22 protein-coding genes are annotated in these 26,691 nt (G+C 34.7%); 11 read left to right on the forward strand and 11 right to left on the reverse strand.

Translation table 11 applies throughout. The features are described from left to right. Positions 1-47: 47 nt before the first annotated feature. The gene (locus tag MS6x_RS07300; RefSeq protein WP_482606453.1) at positions 48-830 is read right to left on the reverse strand and encodes a nucleotidyl transferase AbiEii/AbiGii toxin family protein; all 783 of its coding nucleotides are present in this window, start codon (positions 828-830) and stop codon (positions 48-50) included. Further along, on the reverse strand, positions 827-1,618 hold the full coding sequence (locus MS6x_RS07305; protein WP_482606455.1) for a type IV toxin-antitoxin system AbiEi family antitoxin domain-containing protein: 792 nt from the start codon (positions 1,616-1,618) through the stop codon (positions 827-829). The genes MS6x_RS07300 and MS6x_RS07305 overlap by 4 nt, the downstream gene beginning before the upstream one ends. A gap of 71 nt (positions 1,619-1,689) precedes the next feature. On the opposite strand from MS6x_RS07305, the gene MS6x_RS07310 reads away from it, so the two are divergent. Further along, positions 1,690-2,769: a hypothetical protein gene (locus MS6x_RS07310; protein ID WP_482606457.1), complete on the forward strand. Its 1,080-nt coding sequence runs from the start codon at positions 1,690-1,692 to the stop codon at positions 2,767-2,769. Positions 2,770-3,078: 309 nt separating this feature from the next. On the opposite strand, the gene MS6x_RS07315 is transcribed toward MS6x_RS07310, so the two are convergent. The 4 genes from MS6x_RS07315 to MS6x_RS07330 all read right to left on the reverse strand — a co-directional run bounded on the left by MS6x_RS07315 (position 3,079) and on the right by MS6x_RS07330 (position 5,511). Beyond that, positions 3,079-3,609 carry a hypothetical protein gene (locus MS6x_RS07315; protein ID WP_482606459.1) on the reverse strand — a complete coding sequence of 177 codons (531 nt, stop codon included), beginning with the start codon at positions 3,607-3,609 and terminating at the stop codon, positions 3,079-3,081. A gap of 90 nt (positions 3,610-3,699) precedes the next feature. Then, complete coding sequence (locus MS6x_RS07320; RefSeq protein WP_482606460.1) at positions 3,700-4,746, reverse strand: relaxase/mobilization nuclease domain-containing protein; 1,047 nt, start codon at positions 4,744-4,746, stop codon at positions 3,700-3,702. Beyond that, positions 4,736-5,083: a plasmid mobilization protein gene (locus MS6x_RS07325; RefSeq protein ID WP_482606461.1), complete on the reverse strand. Its 348-nt coding sequence runs from the start codon at positions 5,081-5,083 to the stop codon at positions 4,736-4,738. The genes MS6x_RS07320 and MS6x_RS07325 overlap by 11 nt, the downstream gene beginning before the upstream one ends. Before the next feature lie 137 nt (positions 5,084-5,220). Then, positions 5,221-5,511, reverse strand: coding sequence for a helix-turn-helix domain-containing protein (locus MS6x_RS07330; RefSeq protein ID WP_482606463.1), 291 nt, complete (start codon positions 5,509-5,511; stop codon positions 5,221-5,223). A gap of 774 nt (positions 5,512-6,285) precedes the next feature. On the opposite strand from MS6x_RS07330, the gene MS6x_RS07335 reads away from it, so the two are divergent. Beyond that, positions 6,286-7,398 (forward strand): ATP-binding protein, encoded by a 1,113-nt coding sequence (locus MS6x_RS07335; protein ID WP_482606465.1) that lies wholly within the window; start codon positions 6,286-6,288, stop codon positions 7,396-7,398. 118 nt (positions 7,399-7,516) lie between these two features. Here MS6x_RS07335 and MS6x_RS07340 read toward each other — a convergent pair whose 3' ends face one another. Then, positions 7,517-8,779 carry a site-specific integrase gene (locus tag MS6x_RS07340; RefSeq protein WP_482606466.1) on the reverse strand — a complete coding sequence of 421 codons (1,263 nt, stop codon included), beginning with the start codon at positions 8,777-8,779 and terminating at the stop codon, positions 7,517-7,519. A 572-nt stretch (positions 8,780-9,351) separates the two neighbouring features. Between MS6x_RS07340 and MS6x_RS07345 the strand changes: the two genes are divergently transcribed. The 5 genes from MS6x_RS07345 (at position 9,352) to MS6x_RS07365 (ending at position 13,363) form a co-directional block, all read left to right on the forward strand. Beyond that, positions 9,352-9,753: a response regulator gene (locus tag MS6x_RS07345; protein ID WP_482606467.1), complete on the forward strand. Its 402-nt coding sequence runs from the start codon at positions 9,352-9,354 to the stop codon at positions 9,751-9,753. A 76-nt stretch (positions 9,754-9,829) separates the two neighbouring features. Further along, complete coding sequence (locus MS6x_RS07350; RefSeq protein ID WP_482606469.1) at positions 9,830-10,375, forward strand: heme NO-binding domain-containing protein; 546 nt, start codon at positions 9,830-9,832, stop codon at positions 10,373-10,375. After that, positions 10,365-12,332: a PAS domain-containing sensor histidine kinase gene (locus MS6x_RS07355; RefSeq protein WP_482606471.1), complete on the forward strand. Its 1,968-nt coding sequence runs from the start codon at positions 10,365-10,367 to the stop codon at positions 12,330-12,332. The genes MS6x_RS07350 and MS6x_RS07355 overlap by 11 nt, the downstream gene beginning before the upstream one ends. A gap of 1 nt (position 12,333) precedes the next feature. Continuing rightward, positions 12,334-12,654 (forward strand): Hpt domain-containing protein, encoded by a 321-nt coding sequence (locus MS6x_RS07360; protein ID WP_482606472.1) that lies wholly within the window; start codon positions 12,334-12,336, stop codon positions 12,652-12,654. Between the two features lies 1 nt (position 12,655). Beyond that, positions 12,656-13,363, forward strand: coding sequence for a LytR/AlgR family response regulator transcription factor (locus tag MS6x_RS07365; RefSeq protein ID WP_482606474.1), 708 nt, complete (start codon positions 12,656-12,658; stop codon positions 13,361-13,363). A gap of 462 nt (positions 13,364-13,825) precedes the next feature. Here the strand turns inward: MS6x_RS07365 and MS6x_RS07370 are convergent, their stop codons facing one another. Beyond that, a complete protein-coding gene (locus tag MS6x_RS07370) occupies positions 13,826-15,886 on the reverse strand; it encodes a tetratricopeptide repeat protein (RefSeq protein ID WP_482606476.1) in 2,061 nt (686 codons plus the stop codon). Between the two features lie 221 nt (positions 15,887-16,107). Between MS6x_RS07370 and MS6x_RS07375 the strand changes: the two genes are divergently transcribed. The 3 genes from MS6x_RS07375 (at position 16,108) to MS6x_RS07385 (ending at position 19,164) form a co-directional block, all read left to right on the forward strand. Continuing rightward, positions 16,108-16,410 (forward strand): STAS domain-containing protein, encoded by a 303-nt coding sequence (locus MS6x_RS07375; protein WP_482606478.1) that lies wholly within the window; start codon positions 16,108-16,110, stop codon positions 16,408-16,410. Then, complete coding sequence (locus MS6x_RS07380) at positions 16,397-17,632, forward strand: oligosaccharide flippase family protein (RefSeq protein ID WP_482606479.1); 1,236 nt, start codon at positions 16,397-16,399, stop codon at positions 17,630-17,632. Before MS6x_RS07375 ends, MS6x_RS07380 begins: the two co-directional genes overlap by 14 nt. 302 nt (positions 17,633-17,934) lie before the next feature. Then, entirely contained in the window at positions 17,935-19,164 is a 1,230-nt protein-coding gene (locus tag MS6x_RS07385) for a glycosyltransferase (protein WP_482606481.1), read from the forward strand. Between the two features lie 56 nt (positions 19,165-19,220). On the opposite strand, the gene MS6x_RS07390 is transcribed toward MS6x_RS07385, so the two are convergent. Genes MS6x_RS07390 through MS6x_RS07400 form a run of 3 tightly spaced genes read right to left on the reverse strand, consistent with a single transcriptional unit; the run spans position 19,221 to position 25,061 of the window. Further along, positions 19,221-20,741 carry a glycoside hydrolase family 2 TIM barrel-domain containing protein gene (locus tag MS6x_RS07390; RefSeq protein ID WP_482606483.1) on the reverse strand — a complete coding sequence of 507 codons (1,521 nt, stop codon included), beginning with the start codon at positions 20,739-20,741 and terminating at the stop codon, positions 19,221-19,223. Beyond that, positions 20,738-21,964 carry a hypothetical protein gene (locus MS6x_RS07395; RefSeq protein ID WP_482606485.1) on the reverse strand — a complete coding sequence of 409 codons (1,227 nt, stop codon included), beginning with the start codon at positions 21,962-21,964 and terminating at the stop codon, positions 20,738-20,740. Before MS6x_RS07395 ends, MS6x_RS07390 begins: the two co-directional genes overlap by 4 nt. A 1-nt stretch (position 21,965) precedes the next feature. After that, on the reverse strand, positions 21,966-25,061 hold the full coding sequence (locus MS6x_RS07400) for a hypothetical protein (RefSeq protein ID WP_482606487.1): 3,096 nt from the start codon (positions 25,059-25,061) through the stop codon (positions 21,966-21,968). Between the two features lie 200 nt (positions 25,062-25,261). Between MS6x_RS07400 and MS6x_RS07405 the strand changes: the two genes are divergently transcribed. After that, complete coding sequence (locus MS6x_RS07405; RefSeq protein WP_482606489.1) at positions 25,262-26,440, forward strand: glycosyltransferase; 1,179 nt, start codon at positions 25,262-25,264, stop codon at positions 26,438-26,440. Positions 26,441-26,691 lie beyond the last annotated feature (251 nt).

A 26,691-nucleotide genomic window follows, 5' to 3' on the forward strand; every position in this document is an offset into this window, starting at 1 on the left:
TTAAAAATAGATTATTTTTATGGTTGCAGGAAAAATCAATCAAAGAGCTAGGGAAGTATGGTTGTTTTTAACCAGTTGAAAGCAGCTTCTTGGTCATAATTAATCCCCGACCTTAATAATCCTTCCATATCTCCAGTAAAGTTTGGGTCGCTTTCTTTTGCTTCAATATTTTGTAAAAATTCTTTTCGGCTTGGTGGTTTACCAACAGAAAAGGCCATATATTCCTTAAAGCAGTGGATGATAGCATTGTGATCTATACCTAAATGTAGTCTGGAATAGTCTAAATCAAATAAATCCCGCCCTTTGCTACGTTGATACAATGCCCTTAGCTTAGTGCCTAAAAGTTCATTAATACTATAAGTTCTAATATTAGCGCTCCCTTCAAACCAATCACTATTTACTTCAAAAGGAAATTCTACCCATGGTAGCACATTAAAATGCTCTTTACAGTTTATTTCTAATTTCAGTCGCAACCGAATGTCTTCATATTCAGAGGTAAAACGATACAAAGCTTTTGCGCCATGACCTCTAACATTCGTACTTCGTGGTTCATCAAAAAAGGTGATTACTTCACCAATACGTTCCATTATGGGTTTAATAGGTCCATGTTTAATTTGAACCAAATCGATATCCTCAGAATACCTTGGTGCAGGATGCAGGTATAGTTTATGTAAGGCCGTACCACCTCTAAATGCCAAATGCTCCCTTAAAAAATCATCAGAAAATAGTTCGACCAAGGTTCTACTAATAACCAAATCCTGTTCCACCTGTGAAAACGATTTCCAAGGAGCATAATCTTGCCAAGCTGCTATATAAGGTCTTGGTATCATATATCGCTCTCCAGTTTTATGTTCACATCAACTTTCCAATGATTTGTTACTGCACCCGCGCTTTCCTTAGATGATGGGTTGAGTAAAACTGGATAGTATTTTACTGTTTTAAAGTATTCAGTAATCAACAGTAACAATTCATCATCAACTTCAAATTCATCAATGAAATACGCCAATCTTTGCAGTGTACTTTTGTGAGGATACCACGCCAATAAATCTGATAATTGGGAATATGTCACGCTTTCCATAAGTTCTTCAAGAACAGAGAACATTCTATTTAATCCACCCAATTTATTTTGATAATGAATTAGGTCTACAGCTGTTAGTATCGGGTCAGAGATTTTAAAAATCCCAGCATCGGACTTTTGAATAAGGATATTTTTTTCAGGCCAATTTGCCGTAGTAAAAAATCGTAAATCGATATTTGATTTATGTATGTCAAGTAATGTAGGTTTTGTAGTGATAATATAATCACGTTGAATCTGTTGATGACTTGCACCATGAAACTTAGCAGCAGAATATAAACCCAAATAGTAAGGTCGATTGAGATTTTTAAAAAGATTCTCAATATATAGCTGTATGGGTAATTTGCCTTGTTTTGAGTATCTGGGAGGGATAATAAGATAAAACCCTCTCCTTAATGGCATAATGTCTCCTTTTCTTGTTAAGTAAGACAAGTCGGTAGTCAAGGCTTCTTTTTCTTTGTGTGTAACCGCTTGAAGCTCCTCAGTAGAAAATGAGTATTCCTCTAGAGAAAGTTTCTCTTTTATATAATCAGCCAAATACACTTATAGTAATTTTCCGAGTAAGTTAGCAATAATTACTAATTATCTCGCATTTTTACTAAAAAATTTTAATCATGCATAAAAAAATATACACCCGACAAGAATTATTTGACCTCGTTTGGAATGAACCTTTAAGTAAACTAGCTACAAAGTTCAACATCGAAACCCAATATCTTAAAGACATTTGCTTAGAAAACAACATACCGTTGCCTACTAGAGGCTTTTGGTCTAAAGTCAGGTTCAATAAGGAAATAGAAAAAATTACCCTACCAAAAATTAAAAACAAGAATCCTAAAATAAACCTTGATCCTAGGCAACAACATAAAAAATTTAAAACCGATTACCATAGAAGGGCTTTTGAACTTGAACAGCGGAGAGATTTAAATTTTAAAGTGCCGGCAAGAATCTCAACGTATCATCCATTAATCATGACTTCAAAGAAACTCCTGGAAAAAATAGACAATAGCGAGAAAAGACTTAGATACTGGGAAGTAGCAAATGAAAACGACTTATTACCCATTCATACAGACTTGAAACATAGAGACAGAGCATTACGGTTTATGGACACTTTAATAAAAATCGTGGAAGCCATGGGATGTAAAATTGTATTTTATTGTAATAGTGCACACGTTGAGATGTTTGGTCAAAAAACAGAAATAAACCTAAGGCAGAAGGTATATAGAATAAGAAATAAAGATGAAAGCGGATGGAGCAGAGAATCTTGGGAAAAGTCTGATAAACTTGAATTTCAGGCTGGCCCTTCATTCAATCAAAAAAAATGGATTGACAATACAAAACGAAAACTTGAAGAATGTCTACCCGAAATAATAGCCTGGATAGAAAAGGACTGCAAATATTGGCATGACCTAAGGACAGAACAGGCCATTGAAGAGAATAAGAGATTGCTACAGGAACAAAAACTAGAGGCCCTAAAAAAAGCCAAAGAATCAGAGCAGGCAAAAGTGAACCAATTATTTATTGATGCAGAAAATTGGAATAAAGCAAAAGTAGCTGAGCACTATATAAGCGCAATGGAAGAACAAGCTGTACAAAAAAACGAGATGAATTCGAATACCAAGGACTATATATCCTGGGCAAGAGAAGTCATTAAAAACTTAAATCCGCTAAGTGATAGTAATTGGTCAGAGCAATAACGTCTTGGCACAATTTAAACCGGTACTTTCTAATTCTTTCAAATAAACGTGAGCAGTTAAGTCTATGTGTCCTAGCGATTCTCCGATACTAAATATAGTAGCACTGTTCTAAGGCAAAAAATTCGCAAAACTATATTGCGGCAGCAAAACGAATATGCTGCCGATAATTGGTTTTCTAATTCTATTCAATTAAACAATAGCACTGCGGCATCATCCAAACAGTGCTGCCCAATTCTTTTAAATATACTTGTGTAGTTGGTTTAAGGCCGGTTTTACTTCAAAAGGTTGAAGAACGAAATGATTATTCAATTAGAGGCAATAATTATCTATTTCTTCCAAAATCTGTTCTGAGGTATATTCATCGACTAGAGATAAATCCAATTCCGTAGCAAAGTTGATTAAGAAATTCTCTAAAGCGCGAATGGTGTCTTTTGTTAAACCGCTATCATTTGGCTCATAAATTTTAAAGGCCAATTCTCTGCCAAATCGTTGGTCGAATTCAGTTTCGTCGAATGTGTTGTCATTATATTCATATTCCTCCAAATAGCAGAGGTAGTTTTTATTAAGTACCCAAAAGTATAAAGCAGTACGCTCTTCTTTTTTGAAAGCCGTAAAGAAACTCCATATATACGCTGAAAGCTCAAGTTCAATTTCAGGCGGTGCCGTATCTATACCATAATAATTGATACTTTGAATCAAGTCGGTGACAACTTCAGCTTGGTGTCCTGACTTAAAAGCGAATTTCATCAGCAACTTTTTCAGAACTGTTTTTTGAGCGTAATCGGTTAAGATTTCATTTATTTCATCGGTTACCAACAATTGGTCGTCAATCGTAATCATGGTTTTATTTGTTTATCTCAAATTTAAACTTAAAAAAAGCTTACGCTTAAAAAGGGTTTGGATTTTTCTATTGAAGCAACCCTTTTGCAACTACTGCCTTCGCCCTTTTCCTTTCCGTTTTTTCTTTTTAAATCGGTTTTCATTATCAAGCTCCAAATTGAATGTATTCCAAGGGTGGTCATCCATTTGATTAAGTTTCAATCCTTCTGATGGAGCTTTTTCCAGATTAAATTTTGGTTGCTCAGCAACTTTGATATGCCGTCCTGAAATGAGTTGTTTCTTTCCGATATGTGCTGTTGCTGAGTTTGAATTTTCTTCAAAAGATATATCAATTCTTCGTTCTGCACTATTAGTTTCGAGAATAATTGTAAGGTCTCTGTCTTGTTCATAATCGATACGTTTTATGATATTGTTCCAGGAATATTTGCGCCCCAAACTACTTCCTTTATAAATGATTTCTTTATGTCTAAAGGATATTCCGGTTACCCTACCTGTACTTTTACTTACATTGAACTTGGGACTTATATTCTTTGCGCCCAATTCCTTTACAAATTCTGTTGTGTTCTTAGAATTTGAGATTGCATTTTCGAGATGGTATTGAAGATTCAACTTCAATGGTGGTTCCCCAGTTCGAAATGCTTTTTGTATCTCTTTGTGGGTAATGGTTGCTTTTCTTGTCAATTTGTTATCCTCAAGCTGAGATAGACTATACATCAATTCCAGTTTCCTTACCAAGCGTTCACTTCGTTCATAATCCTTGCTGTCGTTGACCAGTTCTCCAGAAAACTTTACCCTATTGGCAATAATATGGATATGCTCATGTTCTTGGTCTTGATGTCGGTACATGATATATTGATTGTCATTGAACCCCATGCCTTTTAGGTAATCCATTCCTAAAGAAATGAATTGTTTATCGTTCAATGAATCCTCATAGGGCAGGTTCAGCGAAACGTGATATACCGCCTTTCCTAATCTTGGTCGGAGCTGTCGAACTATATTGAATTCTTGTGTCATGCCAACAGTTTTTCCATAAGTAATATTTGTATCCAGTACATAACCCATACCCTGCTCGACCTTTTTTTCGTTATAGGCCAACACTCCATAGAAATCCTTTCCCTTAATCTGCTTAGCTATCACGGTTTACAATATTTGATTTTAGGACATCCAGAGTACTTTGGAGTTCTAAGAGCAAGGAAATTAGTTGCGGAGGGTTGTCCATACCCAAATGTGCTTTTTTGGTCAATTGATTGATATTGTTTCCGATTCTACCCATCTCAATAAAAAGCTTCCTGTCCTCCGGTGCTATTCTTTTTCTGGGCAATACCCTTCCTGTCGTTTTCAAACGTATAAAATCAGGAATTGCAATTCCCAAGGTTTCTGCATTTTCAGAAACCGTTAGATATTCAGAAACGGTCATCCTGACATTGACGCGAATAGCTTTCAAATCTTGTATTTTCTTTTTTGGTCTAGCCATATCCGAGTGGTTTGGGGAATATTCCCAGCAAGCCATGCGAACAAAGTGAGCAGTTTTTGCTTGCAAAAACATGGCTTGCTTCACGAACTCCGATTAAAAATAGGGTTGATTTAGATTTCAGTTTCTTTCTACTCATTTTAAGAAGAAATATTTCTCATTCTCTTAATGAGGTCATTAATATCGTCCGGGTGAAACAATACCCTTCCCCCTAGCGGAATCTTTTTCAACAACCCTTTATTCATCCATGCATAAATTGTGGGTCGGGTTACTTTAAATTTTTTGACCAAGTCGGCGATTGTCAACAATTCTTCTTCGATTGAAACTTCCTCAGTCGGTCTCACGACAACGGAATCCTTCTGCTTTTGAAGTGATTCTAACGGAACATATTCCTTGAGTCCGTCATCGTCCATGATAAATATTCGTTTCATGATACAGTGGTTTAATGATTTACTTTATTGAACAAACCTAATAGCATTGGACAAGGTTTTATTTGTTTGGCATACATCATTTTATGTACGGTAAACCTTAAAAACTTGAACTTTTTTCAGCAGTAGACCTTCATAAGACTGGACTAAAAAAGAATCGCTTATCCCTTTTTGCAACAAGGTGCTGTTGTACTTACTTTTACAAACCTAGCAGCATTACACAGCATTTTACCTGAGTGCTGTACACAAAACGCTGTACAGCATATTTGAAAGAAAATCTATGGGATTTGAAACGGAATGGTAGATAAGGGTGAAAAGTCCTTTCGCTTTTCACCTTTATCCTCTTTTTTCAAGGGTGTTCACAAAAACCAGCAGTTTTTGTGAACTACCGCAGAAAGGATATGGTTAGGGAAAGGAAAGACTCAGGTGGAGGGTCGAAAAGACTAAGGGTAGTCTACATCAAGTCTTTTTTTCCCTAACCACAAAAAAGTAAAATCATTACAAAAACAATCCATCGGAATATAGAATGCAATATTGCTATCATCATATGATGCTATAGTCATATGAACATAGGTATCAATATTCATTTAAAGCATTTATCATACGTTTAATCAAACGAATATTGCTATGAGATTTTAATATTGGATGTAGAAAAACCGAATTAAAAACATTGTAAAGTGGGCAATTAGTGTAGTAACTCTATACAATTTAAATAACTTTTGGTGAACGTATTCACCAAAAAGACTTACTTTTGGTGAATACATTCACTAAATCACCATGCTAAAAAGAATCTTAGAAGATAAAATCACCAACAAGTTAGATAAGGGGAAGGCAATCATTGTCATTGGGCCTAGACAAGTTGGAAAAACGACCTTAATCAATTCTATATTAAAAAATAGGTCACATTTGTTTTTGGATGGCGATGATTCCACGGTAAGAAATTTGTTGACCAACCCCAATACAGAGGAATTAAAAAGTATCATAGGTGACCATACCACCTTATTTATCGATGAGGCGCAACGCATAGAAAACATTGGTTTGACCTTAAAAATAATTACTGATCAATTCAAAAAAGTACAACTATTTGTAAGCGGTTCTTCAGCCTTTGAATTAAACAACCAAACCAGCGAACCTTTAACAGGAAGAAAATGGGAATATAAATTATATCCTATTTCCTGGAAAGAACTGGAGGGGGATATCGGCTACGTAAAGTCAGAACAACAGCTCGAATTGCGAATTCTTTACGGTATGTATCCTGATGTCATCAACAATCCTGGAGACGAAATCGAAGTTTTAAAACAATTGACAAACAGTTATCTGTATAAAGATATTTTGTCATTCAGCGGGATACGAAAGCCTCAAGTTTTGGAAAAAATTCTACGTGCCCTAGCCCTACAATTAGGAAATGAGGTTAGCTATAATGAGTTGGCACAATTGGTGGGAGTTGATAAAAATACCGTTGCCAATTACATCGATTTACTGGAAAAGGGATATGTAATTTTTAGGCTGACAAGTTTTAGCAGAAACTTAAGGAATGAAATAAAGACGAACCAAAAAATATATTTCTATGACACTGGAGTTAGAAACGCCATTATCGGGAATTTCAATGCACTCGACAGCCGAAGTGATATTGGAGGGCTTTGGGAGAACTTCTTAATAACCGAACGTCTCAAAAAACAGGCATACGAAGGCTCTTTGGCCAATTCCTATTTCTGGCGAACAAAGCAGCAACAAGAAATCGACTATGTTGAAGAAGAATCTGGAAAAATTACTGGTTTCGAGTTTAAATGGAGTCCAAAAGCCAAAGCCAAATTTCCTGAATCCTTTATGGAAAGTTATAATGCTTCCATTGAAGTGATTCACAGAAAAAATTTCCGAAAATTTCTTTAGGAAGTCTAAAATAAATATCGCCTATCTAAAAGCCTATAAAAATTAAATCGTTGAAACCTTCTAGGTCGGAAATATATTTCTTAGAGGGCTAATACTTGGTAATTATAGAAATACAATTTCAATCCAAACCCCAAGCCTCCTTCAATTTCTGTGCGGCCTCGTAATTTGATATTTTGAGATAACGCCGGAATGCCTTCTCCGATTTATGCCCTGAAATTTTCATAATCAACTGCACATCGATACCATCCAGATAGGCATTGGTACAAAAAGAGCGTCTACATGTGTGAGAACTGATTAATTTATACTTTTCCAAAAGTTGGGCTTCTTTAATGGTGCCTCGTTTGTGTTCGATTTCCACTTTATGGTGAAGCTCTGCCTTATCGCCGAGTTCCTTTATACGTCTATTAAACGTAAATGAATCGATTTCTGGGGCATGATCACCATATTTCTTCAAAACTTCCTTCACCTGTTTGCGTAATGGAATTACGATACGGCCTGAAGTTTTCTTTTGTCTGATATTCAAAAAACCTTCATCGTCCAAATATTCAGGTCGAATCCTTGAAACATCGGAAAAGCGAAGTCCGGTCAAGCAACCGATCACAAAGAAATCCTTTACCCTTTCCAGTTCTACATCCTCTTTACAATCAACGGCCGCTATGGCCTTTATTTCATCAGCAGTTAAATAAATATGATCAACTTCTTCTTGCACTACCTTGAAGGCCGTTAAATCGATAGGTTTGATTCTATTTCTGCGCATGCGATCGTTTAGAAAAGCCTTCAGGTTCTTGACCAATTTACCGATGGTATTGTTCTTCATACCGACTCCTCCATTTTTTAAAGGGGCATGGTAGGCCAAATAATCCGTCCATTCTTGGTAAAAATGGTAATCGAACGCATTAAAATCTATGATGATTCCAGAAAATTCTTGAAAGCCCTCCAAATGTTTTTTCAGGGAATTGTAATCCTTGATAACATCCTTAACTACCTTTCCCTTTTTGCTTTCTAAATAATATTCAAATTCGGTAAAAAAGTCCTGTACAGGTGTTGAATTGATGGAGGGTTCCCCATCTTCAAATTGCTTTTTAAATAATTTTTTGGAAAGCGGTTTACCTTGGTTTCGATAAGAAGAAATAATCTGATTGGCCAAACTATCCATTTGAGTGAGCTGAATATATTCTGAACCCACTTCCTTTGATTTTTTGAGGAAAGATTTTTCCTTGTTCCAATACTTCAAAGGAATCTCGATTCCGGTATCGATTTGAATTCTAGCATGACGATTTTCATAGTATCTTAATTTGATACTATGGGTTCCATTTTGGTTGGATTTGTCCGATATGTAAAACCTAAAATTATACATCAGCGTGCTGCATTCGTGCTGCATTTTTACCAAAAATAGTGTTTTATGATGTAAAATAAAAATTTTATTCTTCGTAAAACCCTGATAATCAATAAAATAATGTATGTTAATGAAAAGTTAAATTACAGGGGCAGCATCCCGTCCAGACCGCTTAAAAGCTCTCAAGTAATTGAGAGCTTTTTTTATTTTCTTGATTTATAGTTTACCACTCTCTTCCTTATTTTTATAATTTTTGAAGCCCTAAAAGCGTAAAACTGAACTATCTCTATTAAACAGTCAAAACCTAGCAATATAACACTTCCCAAGATTGGTTGAGATAAGTCTCCTGATTCATCAATATCCTTTCCGTTACTTAATTATCTGGTCACCATAAAAAAGCCATATCTATAGAATATTAGCTAATACTTTCAATAGCAGCCTATAGAAGACTCACAAAATTCTTAATGTTCCGAGGCCTCAATGAAATCCAATCATTGTAATGAATTTCGTTTAACTTACTAAAAGTGCATTTCGTCTACAATAAATTTCGGTTCAACTATACTCAAATCGTTTTGATTTAAATAAATTCGATTTTTAACGTTATAAGATAAAATAGAATGAATATTCTCTTAATTGAAGACGATAATATTGAAGTTATGAAACTGCAACGGACTGTCTCCAAACTTCAAATGAAACATAAGATAACAGAAGCTAAAAATGGAGAAGAAGCACTTTCTATTTTAAAATCTGCTGAAAAGCTACCACATATTGTACTATTAGATTTAAATATGCCCAGAATGAGTGGCATAGAGTTTCTTCAAATACTAAAAGCAGATGATCGCTTACAGTATTTGCCTACCATTATTTTAACAACTTCAGAGAATAGATCAGATTTACTCAAATGCTACCAAATTGGAATAGCAGGCTATGTCATAAAGCCATTAAAGTATGAGGATTACCAACTAAAACTAAAAAAGGTTTTAGAATACTGGGACATCAACCAATTGGTGAAAGGCTAACTAAAAATAGCGTTTCACAACAATAATTACCTTTATCGTCTTACTTTTCCTACTTTTAATTTTTTATTTAATAGTTATGAAAGGCATCATATTTACAGAATTTCTAGAAATGGTAGAATCCAAATTTGGACTTGAAACAGTGGATAATATCATAGAAAATACAGATTTACCTTCAGAAGGTATATATACGTCCGTGGGTACGTACAATTTTAATGAAATGGTGGCTCTTATCACTGAGCTGAGCCACGAAGTTTCTTTACCTCCTGGAGATCTTATATATGCTTTTGGACTTTATCTTTTTTCTAGTTTAGGAAATACCCATCCAGAAGTAATAGCCAATTACACATCACCTTTGGGGCTATTATATTCGATTGAAGACCATATACATGTACATGTAAAAAAATTATACCCAGATGCAGAACTACCCACATTCAAAATACTGGAAAAAACAGACACATCCATATCTATGGTTTATTCCTCGTCAAGAGGTTTATACCGCTTAGCACATGGATTAATTGAAAAAACCTTTGAGCATTTTAACGGTAAAGCCGAGATTTCTTACGAGCTCCTAAAGGAGGACGGGACAGAGGTGAAATTTGATATCGTTCAAAATGGACAGTAAGGAAGTTCTTCTTCTTAAAAAAGCACTGAATCGCCAAAAAAAAGCAAGACAGCAGGCAGAGCGTATCTTAGAGGAAAAATCCAAGGAACTCTATGACACAACCCATCATTTAAAACAAGCCAATAGTAAATTAGAAAATCTTCTTTCTGAAAAAACTTCGGAGATGGACGGTGTTTTTATTAACATCCTAGATCCTTATGTAGTAATGGATTTAGAGTTCAACGTAATTAACTTGAATGTTGCAGCTAAAAATTTCCTAGGGTATGACCATAGTAAAGAACCGTTAAACCTTTCGCAATTATTACATCATGATTTTCTAGATTATACTTTTAGTTCTTTTAAATCTTTATTGGAAGTAGGGACTTTAAAAAATTACAGAGCCAAAATTATCACAAAAGACTTATCCGAAAAATGGGTACAGATAAACGCTAGCCTTATTTATGATTCTATTGGAAAGGCAATTGCGGCCCAAGGTATTATTCGTGATATGACCATGGAAATGGAGATTAAAGAACTGCTTGGAGAACAAAAAAAACAGTTAGATATTATCGTAGAGAATTCTCCTTTGGGAATTGTTCTAACGAATAATGGAAAAATTATAAAAACTAACACCACTTTCAGCAACATGGTTGGTTACTCCAAGAAGGAGCTTGCACATAAAAAGGTTCAAGATATTTCTTCGTTTGAGGATATAGAGAAATCTACTAAGCTCATGGAAGATATGAGTGCGGGTATTCTTGATAACTTTACTATCATTAAAAACTATACTAGAAAAGATGCAACCCATGTCCTTGCCAAGACTATAGTAAGTGCGGTACGAGATGAAAACAATAAAATAGGATATCAGGTAGCTTTAGTTGAGGATATCTCTAAACAAAGAGAAGCAGAGGAGCGCCTTAAAAACGAAAGGGAAAAATACAGCAGCATTATAGCTAACATGAATTTAGGTTTGGTAGAGGTAGATAATGAAGGTATTGTCCAAACTATAAATCAGGGTTTTTCTCAAATGAGTGGTTTTAGTGAAGATGAACTAATAGGGCAAAAAGCCGATAACGTATTACGTGTATTTAATAAAGAACTGATTGCCGAAAAATCAAAAAGCCGACTAAATGGAATGTCTGATTCTTATGAAATAGAAGTATTGCATAAAAATGGAACTACAAGACATTGGCTCATAAGTGGTGCACCTCGTTACGATGCGGATAAAGAAGTAATAGGTTCTATTGGTATTCACTTGGATATTACAAATCAGAAACAACTAGAATTTCAAAAAGAAAACCTTTTAACTGAACTTGAAAGGAGTAACCAGGGCTTACAGGAATATGCCCATATTGTATCTCATGATTTAAAATCGCCATTGAGAAGCATCAGTGCTTTGGCTACTTGGCTTGCAGAGGATTATTATGACAAAATAGACGATAGCGGAAAGTTTAACCTACAGCAAATACAGGAAAAAATAGAAGGTATGGATAGTCTAATAGACGGCATCCTAAAATATTCCAGCATTAAAAATGACACCTTGGACAATACCATGGTAGATTTGAATCAGGTTATACATGAGATTAGGGAAATTATTTTTATTCCAGAGTCCGTTAACGTAATTATAATGAATGTACTTCCCAATATTAAGGTGGATAAAACAAAAATACACCAACTGTTTCAGAACTTAATAAGCAATGCAGTGGTGAACATAGAACGTAAAGAAGGATTGGTAGAAATAAGTTCAAAGGAAACACAATCACACTGGCAGTTTACGATAAAAGATAATGGTGTAGGAATTCCTGAAGAATATCATGAAAAGATTTTTAAGATTTTCCAATCTATTGGAAACAATCAGAGGTCGACAGGGATAGGATTATCCATTGTAAAGAAGATTATAGATTTATACGAAGGAAAAATTTGGTTGGAAAGTGAAGTTGGTCAAGGAACTACTTTTCATTTTACCCTAAAAAAATAATATGCAAGAACAACCTAATTTAAATTATGTCAGAGAGCTGGCTGGTAATGATATTGAATTTGAAAATAGATTTATAGCTATTTTAAAAGAAGAATTTCCTAAAGAATACGATTCCTATGCGCAGTTTATGACCCTCAATAAATTAGTAGAAGCAGCTCAAATAGTGCACAAACTAAAGCATAAATTCAATATTTTGAGTATGACAAATGCCTATAGATTTGCAGTAGATTATGAGGAAGAACTAAATAAGTATAAACCCAAAAATGATTTAGATTTTCGTAAAATCTTAGATGTAATTAAAAACTACCTAAATACTATTTAATATGAATTGTATTATTGTTGATGATGAAACCGCAGCTAGGGCTATTGTAGGGCAATTATGTTCTAAAATTCCTGATTTAGATTTAATAGAAGAATTTGACAATGCTATTGATGCTATTAAATTTTTAAATCAGCAAAACATAGATATTGTTTTTCTTGATATACATATGCCAGGTTTTAGTGGGGTAGATTTCGTACAAACATTAAAGAATCCGCCAAAAATTGTCATGACTACTTCAGATACAGAATTTGCCATTGCTGCTTATGAGTATGAAGCAATTGTAGATTATTTGGTAAAACCAATTACTTCTGAGCGTTTTGAGAAATGCATTCAAAAGGTAAAAAACCATAGAATACAGCAGCCAAAATCAAATTCAGGAGAGGAAACTCAAGGTCATGGAGCAGACCTATATATTAATATCGATAGAAGACTTATAAAACTAAAACTCAATGATATTTTGGTGGTAGAGGCGAAAGGGGATTATATAGATATTAAAACAGAAAAAGAGGAATACCACGTACATACTACCCTGAAGAAAATAAAAGAAAAATTACCTGAGGATTTATTTATGCAAATACACAGGTCTTTTATCATAAATTTCACTAAAATCATTGATATTGAAGATAATAGCGTGCTCATTGAAAAAAATGTAATACCTATTAGTCGTTCTAATAGACCTGAAGTAATGAGGCGTCTCAATTTATTATAAAGTAGATTATCCTTATGCTAAAGACCGTTCATCTACCGCTAATGGCACACTCTCGTTAGCTTAATTTCTTACAATATATTTGGGTGTAATTAAAACAAAAGTTTATCCCAAAGCTATATTTTAGGAATACCTCAATCCTACGTGCATTTATTTTGGAAATTAGGGTAACCGGATTAAAAACGGAAATAAGCACGGTGGTAGTGGTTACAATCGCCGGTATTTTAGGCAAAATATAAACATATGAACTACAAATTATGAGCGCCCATACAGCGCTTTTTTTATTCCCTGAAATTACCGTTTTCTATCAAAAAAAAACAATTATAATACTAGAGTTACGGAAATCCAACATGAACATATTTATCGTGTTAATGAGAACTTATTTTAATGAACAAAACACTAAGTACAACAAGATATATAGTAGATAGATGTATAGTGGGATTGATATTGTCCATACAAAAAACATTATTTGTTTAGATTTCCAAAAAACAAAGGTTTCTCTGAAAGCAACCATTTTATTTTAAAACCAATTTCAGTAAACTCAAAGCCGGCTGCGGTGGCAGAAGCAATATTACTGTACTTACCATAAACGTTTACACTAAAACGTTTAGAAAATTGATGTTGCAGTCCTGCTTCAGCTCTAAAAATATCAGTATACGGGTCTTCCTCTACTTTTTGAAAACCAGAGGCAGCACTAGCCATATAGCTCGTCTTTTCAGAAATTTTTCCACGCACATCTGCAAATAATTCTACCGCCTGGTATTGCTCTGGGCTAAAATAGATAGTAGGTACTTGGTCTTTAAACGTAATGCATTGGTAATTCACGCCTAGCTTTATGGCAGGTTTCCTAAATAGGTTGTAATACAGGGAGGTAAATAATAAGTTTCTAGTATTGGCATCACTCTGTTGGGTATGCATCAATTGGGAATACCAACCAAAATTTACATTGGTTGCTAAGTTATAGGTAAGCCCATAATTGTTTTGTACAATTTCACGTTCAATTAAATCGGCATTAAAATTCTGCACTTCCCTTTGGTAACCTAAACTAAGATTTTGAAGCTTAAAAGGTTGCAAAGACAACTTCATATCTAAAACAGGCTGTGTATAAGCTTCTTCCATGAAACGGGAGTTATTAAAACCCAATACTGCCTTTAAATTTGTTTTTGGCAATAACTTATATTCTAATCCAGCTAAGACCACATGAGAATTGGCTTTGTTTTGCGTAACCGTATTTTCTGTAGTACGGTAAAAATAAGAAACCGTAGTACTAAATTTAGTAGATATAGGCATGTTCACAGTAGTATTCGTATAGAAGGCTACATTATCACCATTGTCAAAGGTATAAGCTGCATGCTCTTCAATGCTTGGGGCATGCATTAGGTTTAGTTTTTCAATAAAACCAAGGGCATCCTTCTGGTTATCGTAAAATTCAAGAGTCTTAAAAGCAGCTTTATAAGCGGGCACTATATTGTCTGCTGCAAATAAGGCATTGGCTTTCCCAAGGTTACCATCAAAAGAGGTTCTATCGTTCTTTAAAATAGCATTGTAATTTGCTATACTTGTTTTAGGTGCTCCTGTATATAGGCCTAAAGTAGCTTTTAAAGCTAAAAGCCAATTTTCATTAGTGTAAACAGTAGCGAGGCTATCTATCTGTTGTTTCGCTTTTAAAAATTCCCTATTCCAAATAAGCGCTTGCACATAACGGTCATAGGTTTGTGTTGTTAAAGAGGTGTCTTTTTTAAAGAAACCTACTTTTGATTTTGATATAAGTGCAACTTGTAATGCTTCCTTATCTTTTTGATTGATATGTGATGCTAAGGCGATACCGTTTAACGCCGTTATAGAATCCCTAGGTGTAGTAGCATACCTTTTATAACTCGTTTTAGCGGCAGTTACCTGTTTGGTAATAAGATACAAATTGGCCAAATTTAATAGCACATCTTTATCTTCGGGAAAATCTATAAAAATTCCTTTAAGCATGTTTTCAGCCGTTTCATACTGTTGTTTATTTACAAAAACATTGGCATAACCCAATCGCATATATTTACGAGAGGTTTTAGCGCTTACGTTCGTTGGTTGTATATCCAATGCTTTTTCTACCCAATGTAAAGCAGCTTCGTATTCTTTTAAATTACTTAAGGTATTTGCGTAACCAAGAATAGCTCCAAATTCAGTAGGATATTCTTTTACCATTTGGGCATATAATGGTTTTGCAGTACTATAATTTTTAGCCCATAAAAAGGACTCATTATAGTTAATACGCACCTCATAATCATTAGGGTAGGTATTCAATAAGTTTAGAAATAGCTGAGTTGCTTTTTCAGGTGCACCATTTAAACCTACAGCACGACCGTAACATAGTAGTGCCGTTTTATTCCTAGCATCCTTTTTCAAATAAGCATCGAAAAAAGTTTCTGCTTCTTGAAAGTTTCCATTTTCCAATAATTCAAATCCTTTTTGCATAGTAACCTGCGCTTTGGCAGAAATTGTAAAAAATAATACTGTGGTTAAAAGTATACGTTTCATAGGTTAAGTTTATTAGGATTTAGAGGGTGATTTGGTTAGCCTTTTATCCTATTCATATTGATACTACAAAGCTAAAACAGACCTATGAGCACCGGAAGTACGATAATTACCATTCATCTACAGCAATATGCCATCTACCTTAGCGGGCCATTTTTGGATGGCGATCTGTTGGATATTTGCTTTATAAACGAGTTAAAAACTTAACCTTAAAAAAAGAAATCATGGCTTTACAAATCACGGAAGCAAGAGGAATGTTCTACGTACATGGTGTATTAAATAGCGGAAACGCGGGTATTTTAAATAGGCATATGCGCATGTTTATCAACCCTCAAGAACCAGTTGTTCTAAACTTAGAAAAAGTAAAGGATATGGATAAAAGTGCCGCTTTTGCATTACAGCAATTATATATAGGAGCCATACGCAACAACAGTATTCTATCTATAGTAGGTATGGAAAATAAGAATATAATACCCGTATTAAACAAAACAAGAACCTCTTATATCTTGAGCTATGACCGGGTATAGAACACTTATAAAAAAAGTTTCCCCCGAACAGTTGTTCATGGGAAGTGTTTTTCTCGTTAATGCGGGCAACTATTTGTACAACTTGTTGTTGGGAAGATTATTAGGACCAGAGGCTTTTGCGGAAGCTGCGTTATTGGTAACATTATTACTGGTGTTATCTTTTTTGGGGATGACATTTCAATTAGCAACTGCCAAGTTTGCCGTGTTGTTATCCGGCGATCAGTGGAATGCTTTCATGGTACTCATATATAGATATGCTTTCGGGTTTGGAATCCTTGCCGGAATCTTAGTTTTTGCTTTCTCAGAAAATCTGCAACAGGTATTCCAAACAAGTTCTAGTGCAATGTTTAAAACATTTGCAGCTGCCATACCCTTATACTTTTTCATGTCTATAAATCGTGGAAAATTTCATGGAAGACAAAAATATAAAAGTCTATCTGTGACCTACCAAACCGAAATGCTGAGTAGGTTGTTAATCACATTAGCACTACTTTGGTTTGTTCCTTTAGAACCATCATTTTTGATAGCCTTGGGTATTGCCCTGTCTTTTGTTTTTGGACTGATACCAAATTCTTTCAGAAATACTAATTTACGAACTAAAACTTCACTCAATCCTAAACTTAAAAAACAAATAACCCAATTTGTTTCGGTTACTGCTGGATATGAGTTAACCCAAATCATTATTAATAATAGTGATGTATTATTGGTGAAGCATTATTTTGATGCGTATGATGCTGGTTTATATGCTTCTCTAGCATTAATAGGCCGTGTAGTATACTTTGTGGCTTGGATGTTTGTAATGCTTTTATTGCCTACCGTGGTACAAAAACAAAAAGATGGTGAAGCTACCACTTCGGTATTATTTGAGTATGTGGGTTATATAGCTGTATTAGCCGTTACTATAGTAATAGGATGTGTATTATTTCCGGAAATTATTATTAAAATGATGTTTGGGGATGCGTATTTAGCAATCACCGATTTATTGTGGCAGTATGCTTTGGCAACATCCCTATTCGCTATATCCAATATTTTTGCTTACTATTTTTTATCATTGGAAAAGTATACTCCTGTACTAGTTTCTGGAATAGTAGGTGTTTCTCAAATTATATTAATTACCTTTTTTCATGACAGTTTAGCTATTATAGTACAATTACAAATCATTGCTATGCTATTTTTATTGATAGCCCAATTGTTATACTTTAAAAAAGAAACCATGAAATAAAAATCGTAATAATTTACCGAGTACGACGAACCCAAAGACGATACAGTCTTTGGGTTTTTTTGTTTGATTTTTACCCTGACGCAAAATACCTGTACGACTAAATGCTATTCTGCCGCTATTTCAAAAAGAGTCATTCCCTTGAGATTAGGATACTACCGCAAGTACTCTTTTTAGTTTGTCTTATCATTGATTCCATTCGCCTATAGCAACCTTCCATCTATCCCAAAATAGCAATAAAACATGGGGTTAAGAAAGATATTTGCATAAGAATTAAAACCCAAAACAATTTAAAACTTAACCTTATGAGACTAGCAATTGTAACAGCGTACCCTCCAAGTAAAGTAACTTTAACTGAGTATGGCTACCATTTAGTAAAACACTTTAGGCTTCAAAAAGAAGTAACAGAAATCATCTTAATTACAGACGTCACCAAAGATGAAAAAGACCTTTTTTTTGAGGAAGATGGATGTAAAATAACCGTTAGAGAATGTTGGAATTTCAATGACTTTACGAACGTAATAAAAATTAATTCAGTTATCTCAGATACAAAACCAGATGCAATATTGTTTAACCTACAGTTTTTAAAGTTTGGGGATAAAAAAATACCGGCTGCTTTGGGGCTTTTACTTCCAATGATTTGCAAATTAAAGGGAATACCTACTATTTCACTTTTACATAATATATTAGAACAAGTTGATTTAGAAAATGCAGGTATAGCAACGAATAAATGGTTGAAGAAGGCTTATAATTTTATCGGTAGTACATTAACGAAGTTCATTTTAACGTCAGATGTGTTAGCGGTAACTATAAGCAAATACAAATTAATACTAGAAGAAAAATATAAATCTAGAAATGTGGCTTTGATTCCGCATGGCGCATTTGAAACACCCCCAGAACCTGATTATACTTTATGCACAGGACCAAAACAAGTAATGGCCTTTGGTAAGTTTGGTACATATAAAAAAATAGAAATACTAATTGAAGCTGTAGAACAGATTAGACAGCGTACCAATGAGGATATTGAAATTGTAATAGCAGGTACGGATAGTCCAAATACCCCAGGTTATTTAGATACCATGAAAGAGAAATATGCCCATATAGAACAGTTACGTTTTACGGGTTATGTAGCAGAAGAAGATGTGCCAGTTATTTTTGGAGAGAGTGCTGTAGCAGTTTTTCCATATACTTCTACCACCGGAAGTTCAGGCGTTTTGCACCAAGCTGGGAGCTACGGAAAAGCGGTGGCATTACCAAATTTGGGAGATTTAAGCATTTTGGTAAAAGAAGAAGGGTATAAAGGAGAATTCTTTAAACCTGACAGCAGGACTTCATTAGCAGATGCAATACAAAACATCTTACAAAACGATGAATACCGCATTTACTTAGGAAAAGAAAATTACAAGGCTGCATGTTCCTTACCAATGTCTGACATTACCCAACTATATGTAGATTATTTTAAGGCGATATTCGTATCCAAATCCAATGGATTCAAATTAGATATGCAGACGTTGAAAAAAAGGGAACTTGTTTAACAAATTTATAGTTAGGTTAAGAAGGGAAAGGGATAGTCTGGTTAGCTATCCCTTTTCTATTTTTTATCAAAAATATGCTGGTAGGCTTTTTTTGGTTTTCCTTCATCATCAATAATTCCAAAATACATTTGTTTGCCTTTTCGCCAAGGTAATTTTCCAACAACAGCATTAGGGATGTTTTCAAAATCATAGAGTGTCCAGAAAAAATATGGGATTTTCTCAGTTTTTAAATATGCCTGCATTTCCTTAAAATAGTTTACTTGATCACTTTGAGCACCTAAATACCCATTCCAAAAACCATCATATGAAGAATAACCATACTCCTGTAGCACAATAGGTTTATGGGAAACTTCTTTTTTAAGCGTCTTATATGCCTCTAGAAATTTAGAAGGTTCTCGGTAGTAATGAAAGGAAACAATATCTACTTTTTGTATTAAATTTTTAGCTGCTTCTGGAGTAGACCAACCAATAGTAACAGGATGTTCTGGGTCCCAAATTTTTACTTGGTCCGTCATTTCTGCCAACCAGGCAAGAACGGTTTCTTTTCCGCGAGATTCAAAATCTAGATCTGGTTCATTTTTTATATCCCATGCAAATAACGCCTTATGGTCTTTTAGTTTCGTTACAATCTGTTCTGCATGCCTGTGGGTAAGTGTCCAATCTTTTATGCTATAGTCTCCATAAAAGTCAAAAAGGGTAATAGTGACGCTGAGGTTGTTTTCAGCGGCCACATCTAACGTGGTTTCTAATTGCTGTAATCTTTCTGCTTTTACAGCTGCCTTTCCAAAATCTTCATAAGGCACAAAAACCCGAATACAATTTAAACCAAGATTTTTGAGTATTGTAAAGTCGGTTTTTAGGGTATTGGCATTAAAGTTTTCCCCAAACATGCTCCAAGGTGTTTTTTGGGGATAATAATTAGCACCTTTTAAGGTACTCACATCGGTACCTAATGTATAATTATTGGGTTGTGCTATAGTGCTTTTAGGAATCTCAACAATGTGCCTTATACGCCAAAAACCATCTTCTAACAGGAACACTACTTTATAGGAAGCAGTTCGTTTTTGACTGGTGATTTTAGTATTGTTTTGATAGGCCTCTTCATACTGTGTTACATTTTTATCAGTAATGACCGCTATTTTACCATCAGCACTATAAAACTCTAATGTAGGGTGATGTTCTAGTGTTGTTGATTTAAACGAAATACCTTGAGACCTATTTATGTTTAGGATTCCCTGTATTTTTAACAAAGCCTTATCCGTATAATAATCTGCCACGCCATAAGGGTTATTATTTTCTAAAGCATTACTGCGCACGTACCATGCTTCTAAATAATCTCGTTCTATCTCAGCTAGTGTTTGCTTTTCCATAGTCCTACCTTCGTTTTCTAAAGGAGTCCAAACTACTTTTGGCATATATGCCACTGAAAGTTCTTTGGGCAAATGGAGCATCGTAGTCCTATCCGCACCTGTATTTAGGTACGACCATACCGCACTGATACCGAAAATAACGAGTCCGTTCAATGCCAAAAATGACGTTACGAGAAAAAACCTATATATGTTGCGGTTCAACTTCATCTAAAGGACACGTTTTGGGTTTTTGCTACTCCTGCTACGGTAACGACAACTTTATAACTTCCGTTTTTGTAAAAATCTTTCGATAGTTCAAAAGAAGCTTTTCCTAATCTTGTTGTGGCTTTTTCTGAGGCAACCAAAATGGCGTTGCTATCATACACTTTTAACGTTGTAGCTATCCCATCAGGAACCCATTGCCCCATAAAACTTGTAACATTGGTAATTGCTAGTATGCTATTGGTTTCACTCCATACAAGATTAAAATCCTTTATGGCAGCATTAAAATTAACATTAACGGTTTCACTTTTTGCAGCTCCCGTAATATATGCGGTAATATTCCATGTTTCTTCCTCATCAGGATGGAGCATTTCCGCTGTGGCTATACCATTTATGGTAGTCCCTAGGGTTTTGAGGTGTATCCCCTTGGCATTGACAATAAGGAAAGAGACCAAAGTCCCATCCGTTATTACATTGCCAAAAGTATCTTTTATAGTGTTCGTTGAAAAACGAATAATCTGATTACCATCTGCATATTCATGATTTCTTTGATATGTTATTTTAAAATCTTTTGGCAAAGCTGGATATACAACTGTTGTTTGCTCTCGGCTATTGTACTCTTGATGGGATGCAGTAACCAATATCCTCCCCGATTGATTAGGACTATAAATATGCTGCCAAGCTATTAGATTCTTTACACTTAATTCTTGTTTTTCAATAACGTCGTTAAACTGATATGCAGTTGTAATTGTCGTGGTATCTAATAATGGATTATCAAACCTATCCGTAGGCGTAACAATGAGCATAGAGAAATCACTCCCTCCTGCGGAGATACTTCTAGGACCTAGGTAGGATGTAATCTGGATAGCCTCCTTTTTATTTGGTAAGATGACAATTTCTCCCTCTTGCTGGTTTTGGTTTTTAGCAATTAATCTCCAAGTGAAGCTTCCTGCTTTTTCTATAATGACGTTAGGTAGTTCAAAAGAGATGCTATCTTTTACCGTTTTTGGAGTCAATACAACACTTCCAAAGGCATTATTGACCCATAGAAACGTTTCCTCTAAGGCTGAAGTAGTTTGAAAATTTATTGAAATGTTTGCACCTGCTATATATTCTTTTTGGATAGTAAGAAGCTTATAAGAATTTACTTTTCCTTTATGGTACACGGAACCTTCCTTGCACCCTAATGCTATAAATAGCAAAACCAATATGTAGTAGTGTTTTTTCAAGTTATTTTGGGTTTCCTATATATCCGTTTAATTCAATTTTTAAGTATTCATATCCTTTACCCGCTATAGGTTGTAATTGTTCTATCCCATGAGCAAATTTCCTTTCTGGAAATACTTTCTTTTTAATAGCAGCGTTTGGAAGTCCGTTTACAAAACAATTTTCTAAACCACTATTTATAATCTTTAGTGTAGAGAGGTCTAGTGGCTTGTATATAAAAGACTGTTTACGCTGTATTCGAACTCCCTCTTTTAAAAAATGATTGTCTACCCAAACTAATTTTTTGTCTTTATTATAATAAGAGAATAAAAGCTGTGGGATAGTTACTTCTTGTATCCCAGAATTAAAAAGTGATCCATTAATTGCAGTGCTTGAAATTTCTACATCTTGTAGCACTATTTTTTTATATAAATCTGTAATAGCGGTATTTCCCGCGCACTGCAGATTAAACTTCGTGGGTTGTTCTTCAAATTTCACAGGTGTAAATTCATCAGGATTAAATTTTGGTGGAATTTTGTCCTTAATAGATGACCACGCAATACCTTCAAAATCTACTCTAAAAGCAGTTATTTCCTTAGGCATTAATTTGTGTTTTACATGGTATTTAGCATTGTAATTTGCCAACTTCTTATCTCCATCGTTATATAGTGTCGCCTTAATTACGATATCCGCTGGACTATCATCTACATTCTGTAATTCTCCAATAATACTGTAGCTTCCGTCGTATTTAACCAGTTTTGCTTTAAGCACTTCTAAGACAGGTTGTTTTAACACATCTTCATGGTGGGTGCGTTCTGTAGTGATTCTTCTTTTACCTTGATTGAAAAATGAAGTGCTATTGGAAGATATGAGTTGGTCCGGAGGCAAATCATTATCAAAACTAACCGGTTCTATAAACCACTTGCCTTCTTTTTTTACTAGTTTATGGTTGTAGCTCTTTTCTATTTTTTCCAAAGGAGTTGTCCATTGGGTAAATACTTTTGCTCTCGCACTAGTATGGGTTTCCTCTATCAGTTGAATTCCAATCGAATCCAACTTCGCATAGGAACTTAGAATACCATCTGTAACGGAAACTTCCAACATATACTGTGATAGTTCCATATTACTATCTGGGTCTAGATAAGAATGTGCGCGTTGAAATTCTTTAAAATCCAAGGCGTCATAATACGCAGTGATAACATTTTTTGGTGCTACTTGAGCAGCATTGGTTAAATAAAAGTAATAAACACCATAAAACATAACGCTCAAAACAAGAATCACCCATACATGACTAACACGTGCCACGTTCCTAGAAAATGTGGTATAAGAAATGCTATATTTTAAGAAAGAACCTTCTGGTAGTTTTCTATTTTTTAAAATACGAAACCATACCCATTGAATATTAACTATAAATGCAATAATCAGAGTAAGCAAGGGAATTATGCCCCACATCATTTTTAGTGTTTTAGAGACATCTTGTTTAGGGATAATTTTTGGAATAGGCGGTACGTTTAATTTTTCCCAAACCATAATACCATTTTCTAGTTGCTGTAATCTTTGCCAACCACTAAAGTACAGTATGGGGTCATAAAACTTATCATTGGAAAAAATATACTTTAAATTATACTTTTCCGGTACAGTTAAGAATTGTTGCAAGGAACCAATGCCCTCAACACCTCTAAATTTTGAATTTTCTAGTCGTTCTATAGCTCTAGTGGTCAGTTCTGGAAGTCTTCGTGCAGAATGGTAATTACCATCAACAGTCATGGCATTGGTCTGGGCAGATAACCAAGCCATTTGGTCACCAAAACCTAAAGGTAAATATCGCCATTGGTCATGCTCATCCTGACTTAAAAAATTTACGATAGGTAGCATCTTTATTTTCTGTGGCTGGGAGGGTCTAAAATAATTTAAACTCATCGTGAAAATGACCATCAATAAAACACCACTGGCTAAACAGCCACCAATTATCCTATGATATACTGCACCAAATTTATGTTGTAAATAAACCTTTAAATCGCCTTCTACCATCCGATATGTAAATTCCCCAAAAATGGGTAATACCATTATGGTTGCCCAAAGGGTAAATCGGTCTAATGTCAAAATATTAAACGCCGTTTCCCCCAAAAGTTTTAATGGAATGGGTGTAGTACCACCTGTTCCTAATAAAGTTAGTATGGCAAAGGATAAACCAAAAAATAAATACCGTTTACTGAAATAGCGATAAAAGAAATAGGGTAATAGAAATAGTAATATTCCCCATGGTATTAAAAAAAACACCAAACCTGAAGATGTTACTTCTAAAAAATTATCACGAGAACCATGCGGTATAGGAACTTGTGTGATAGGGTTTTTCTTTGAGTTTATCCAATAAGGTAGAATACAAAAAATAATTAAGGCAAGTGATGAAAAACCAAAAGATACAATCCGCCAAAATAATTTTTTAAACTGTCCCCAGAAGACTTTAAACGTAACATCTTTCATGTTGGCTACTTGGTCTCTCGAGGCATCCATAAGTACCGTTCCAATCAGAGGAAAAATAAAGAAGACCATTCCAAAAATAGGAGTCACATGATGGGAGGTCACTGTAACAGCAATAAGCGATAAGCTTGTGGCTAGATATCTTAATTTACCTGTTTTTATCCATGAATAAATCTCAGGTAAGGAATGTAATAAAATAGATAGACCAATAATACTAGGGAGCTGACCAAAAACATGAAGGGTTTCAATAAAGGTTGATGAAAAAACACTCAAAATAGCAGTATAACCTGCAATCCTATGATTCCCTGTAATAAGAAGTCCGAACCTATATGCTCCAGTGATAAATAGTAAAATACCAATCATCGCTACTGTGAACATGCCAAATTTAAGTCCGCCTACAAACGATAAAACAGCTATAGTTTGATGCACTAGTGGTGGATAAGCCTGCACTGTAAAACCTGTATACCAACGATAATCCCAGGGTTCAAACCAGTTTTGGGAATAGTGATCAGCAAAAAACAAATGTATTAAAGAATCATACGTGCTTTCCAGTGTAAAGAATATACTAGAACCATGAAAAGCTACTCCAAAAAAGAGTGCCAATATTAATAGAATATTTGTTTTCGGTTTTGCTATCATGTTGTAAGAAAATATAACAAAATAAAGGTATGTATATTGTATATATTCCTAACAATCAAACATCGAGTCGATGAGACCATTCATCTATAGGAAAGCGTAATCTATCATTTTGGCGGCCGAAAAGAATGCAAGCAAAGGTACATTTGCTATGTGATTACCATACAAATTAACCAAATACATTCATTTTAAAATCTTAACCTATGAAAATTTTAGCTATTGATGACCAACAATTAATCCTGATGTCTATTGAAAAAAAACTAACCGAATTAGGCTATGACGTGAAAACGGCAAGTTCTACTGAAGAGGGAGTTAATCTATACAACTCATTTTCTCCAGACCTGGTATTACTAGATATGAATATGCCAGAGATGTCTGGAAACGAATTAGTTAAATGTACGGGTATGGAAGTTGTAAAATACATTCGTTTATTCATGAAACAGGACACTCCAATTTTAGTGCTTTCAGGTAATACAGATGAGGCAGTTGTTTTGGAAAATTTTAACCTAGGAATTAATGACTATATGAAAAAACCCGTGAGTTTAGATGAAATAGCAATACGTATAAAACGTATTATCGGTGCTCCTGCACAAACTACTATTTCAAAAACATCAGGAGATATGCCGCGTATGGTACAAAAACATTGTGTTGGTGTTGTAATCCCATGTTATAATGAAGAGGAGCGATTATTGAGTCAGGAATTCAGAGATTTCGCACATAAGAATTTAGGATACCATTTATGTTTTGTGAATGATGGTAGTATAGATAAAACCTTAGATGTGTTACATGAGCTAAGAAAGGGTAACGAATCCAATATTAGCGTATACAATTGTAAAAAAAATGCTGGTAAGGCAGAAGCAGTAAGGCAAGGGATAGAGCACTTAGTTAAAGACAGCCAGTTTGATTATGTTGGATTTTTAGATGCTGACCTTTCTACCGATTTCAGGGATTTCGATGATTTGGTTAAAACGATTGAAAATTCTGATTTTAAGATTGTAAGTGGTTCTAGGATTAGCAGAATGGGAGCGGATATTACAAAAGAGTCTGCTCGTAAATTCATAAGCATGACTATAAACTTCATTATTCAAACCATTTTAGGAATGCCCTTTAAGGATACACAATGTGGTGCAAAGGTTATGGATAGGGAAATTGCCTCTACCATGTTTAAGAAGAAGTTCATAACCAAATGGTTATTTGATGTGGAAATTTTTATGCGTATGCGTAAATTCTACGGAAAATCAGTTGCTAAGAAACTAATTTGCGAACAACCTTTAAAGAGATGGATTCATGCAGATGGTTCAAAACTATCTATGAAAGATTCTGTTAAGATTGTAGGGCAATTAGGCCAAATAGCATTTAGTTATCATATGCAGAAAAATTAAGATAGTCCAATTACTATAGTAAAAGTAAAAGATTTAATCTTCCGAATAAATAACTAATATAATGTTTCAAAGCGAGCCATGCGGTGAGTTCAATAAACTACTTCTCCCTAGATTTTTGAAGTAGGGTATTCTAGAGAAAGGTCCAAGTCCTGTCCAAATAGCAAGTTAAATCAAGCCCTTCGAATATCGATGGGCTTTTTTATTTGGTCTTAGCACGCATTTTGGTCATAGTTCTTAATAGAAATAAACTT

Source organism: Maribacter sp. MS6, from assembly GCF_056839185.1.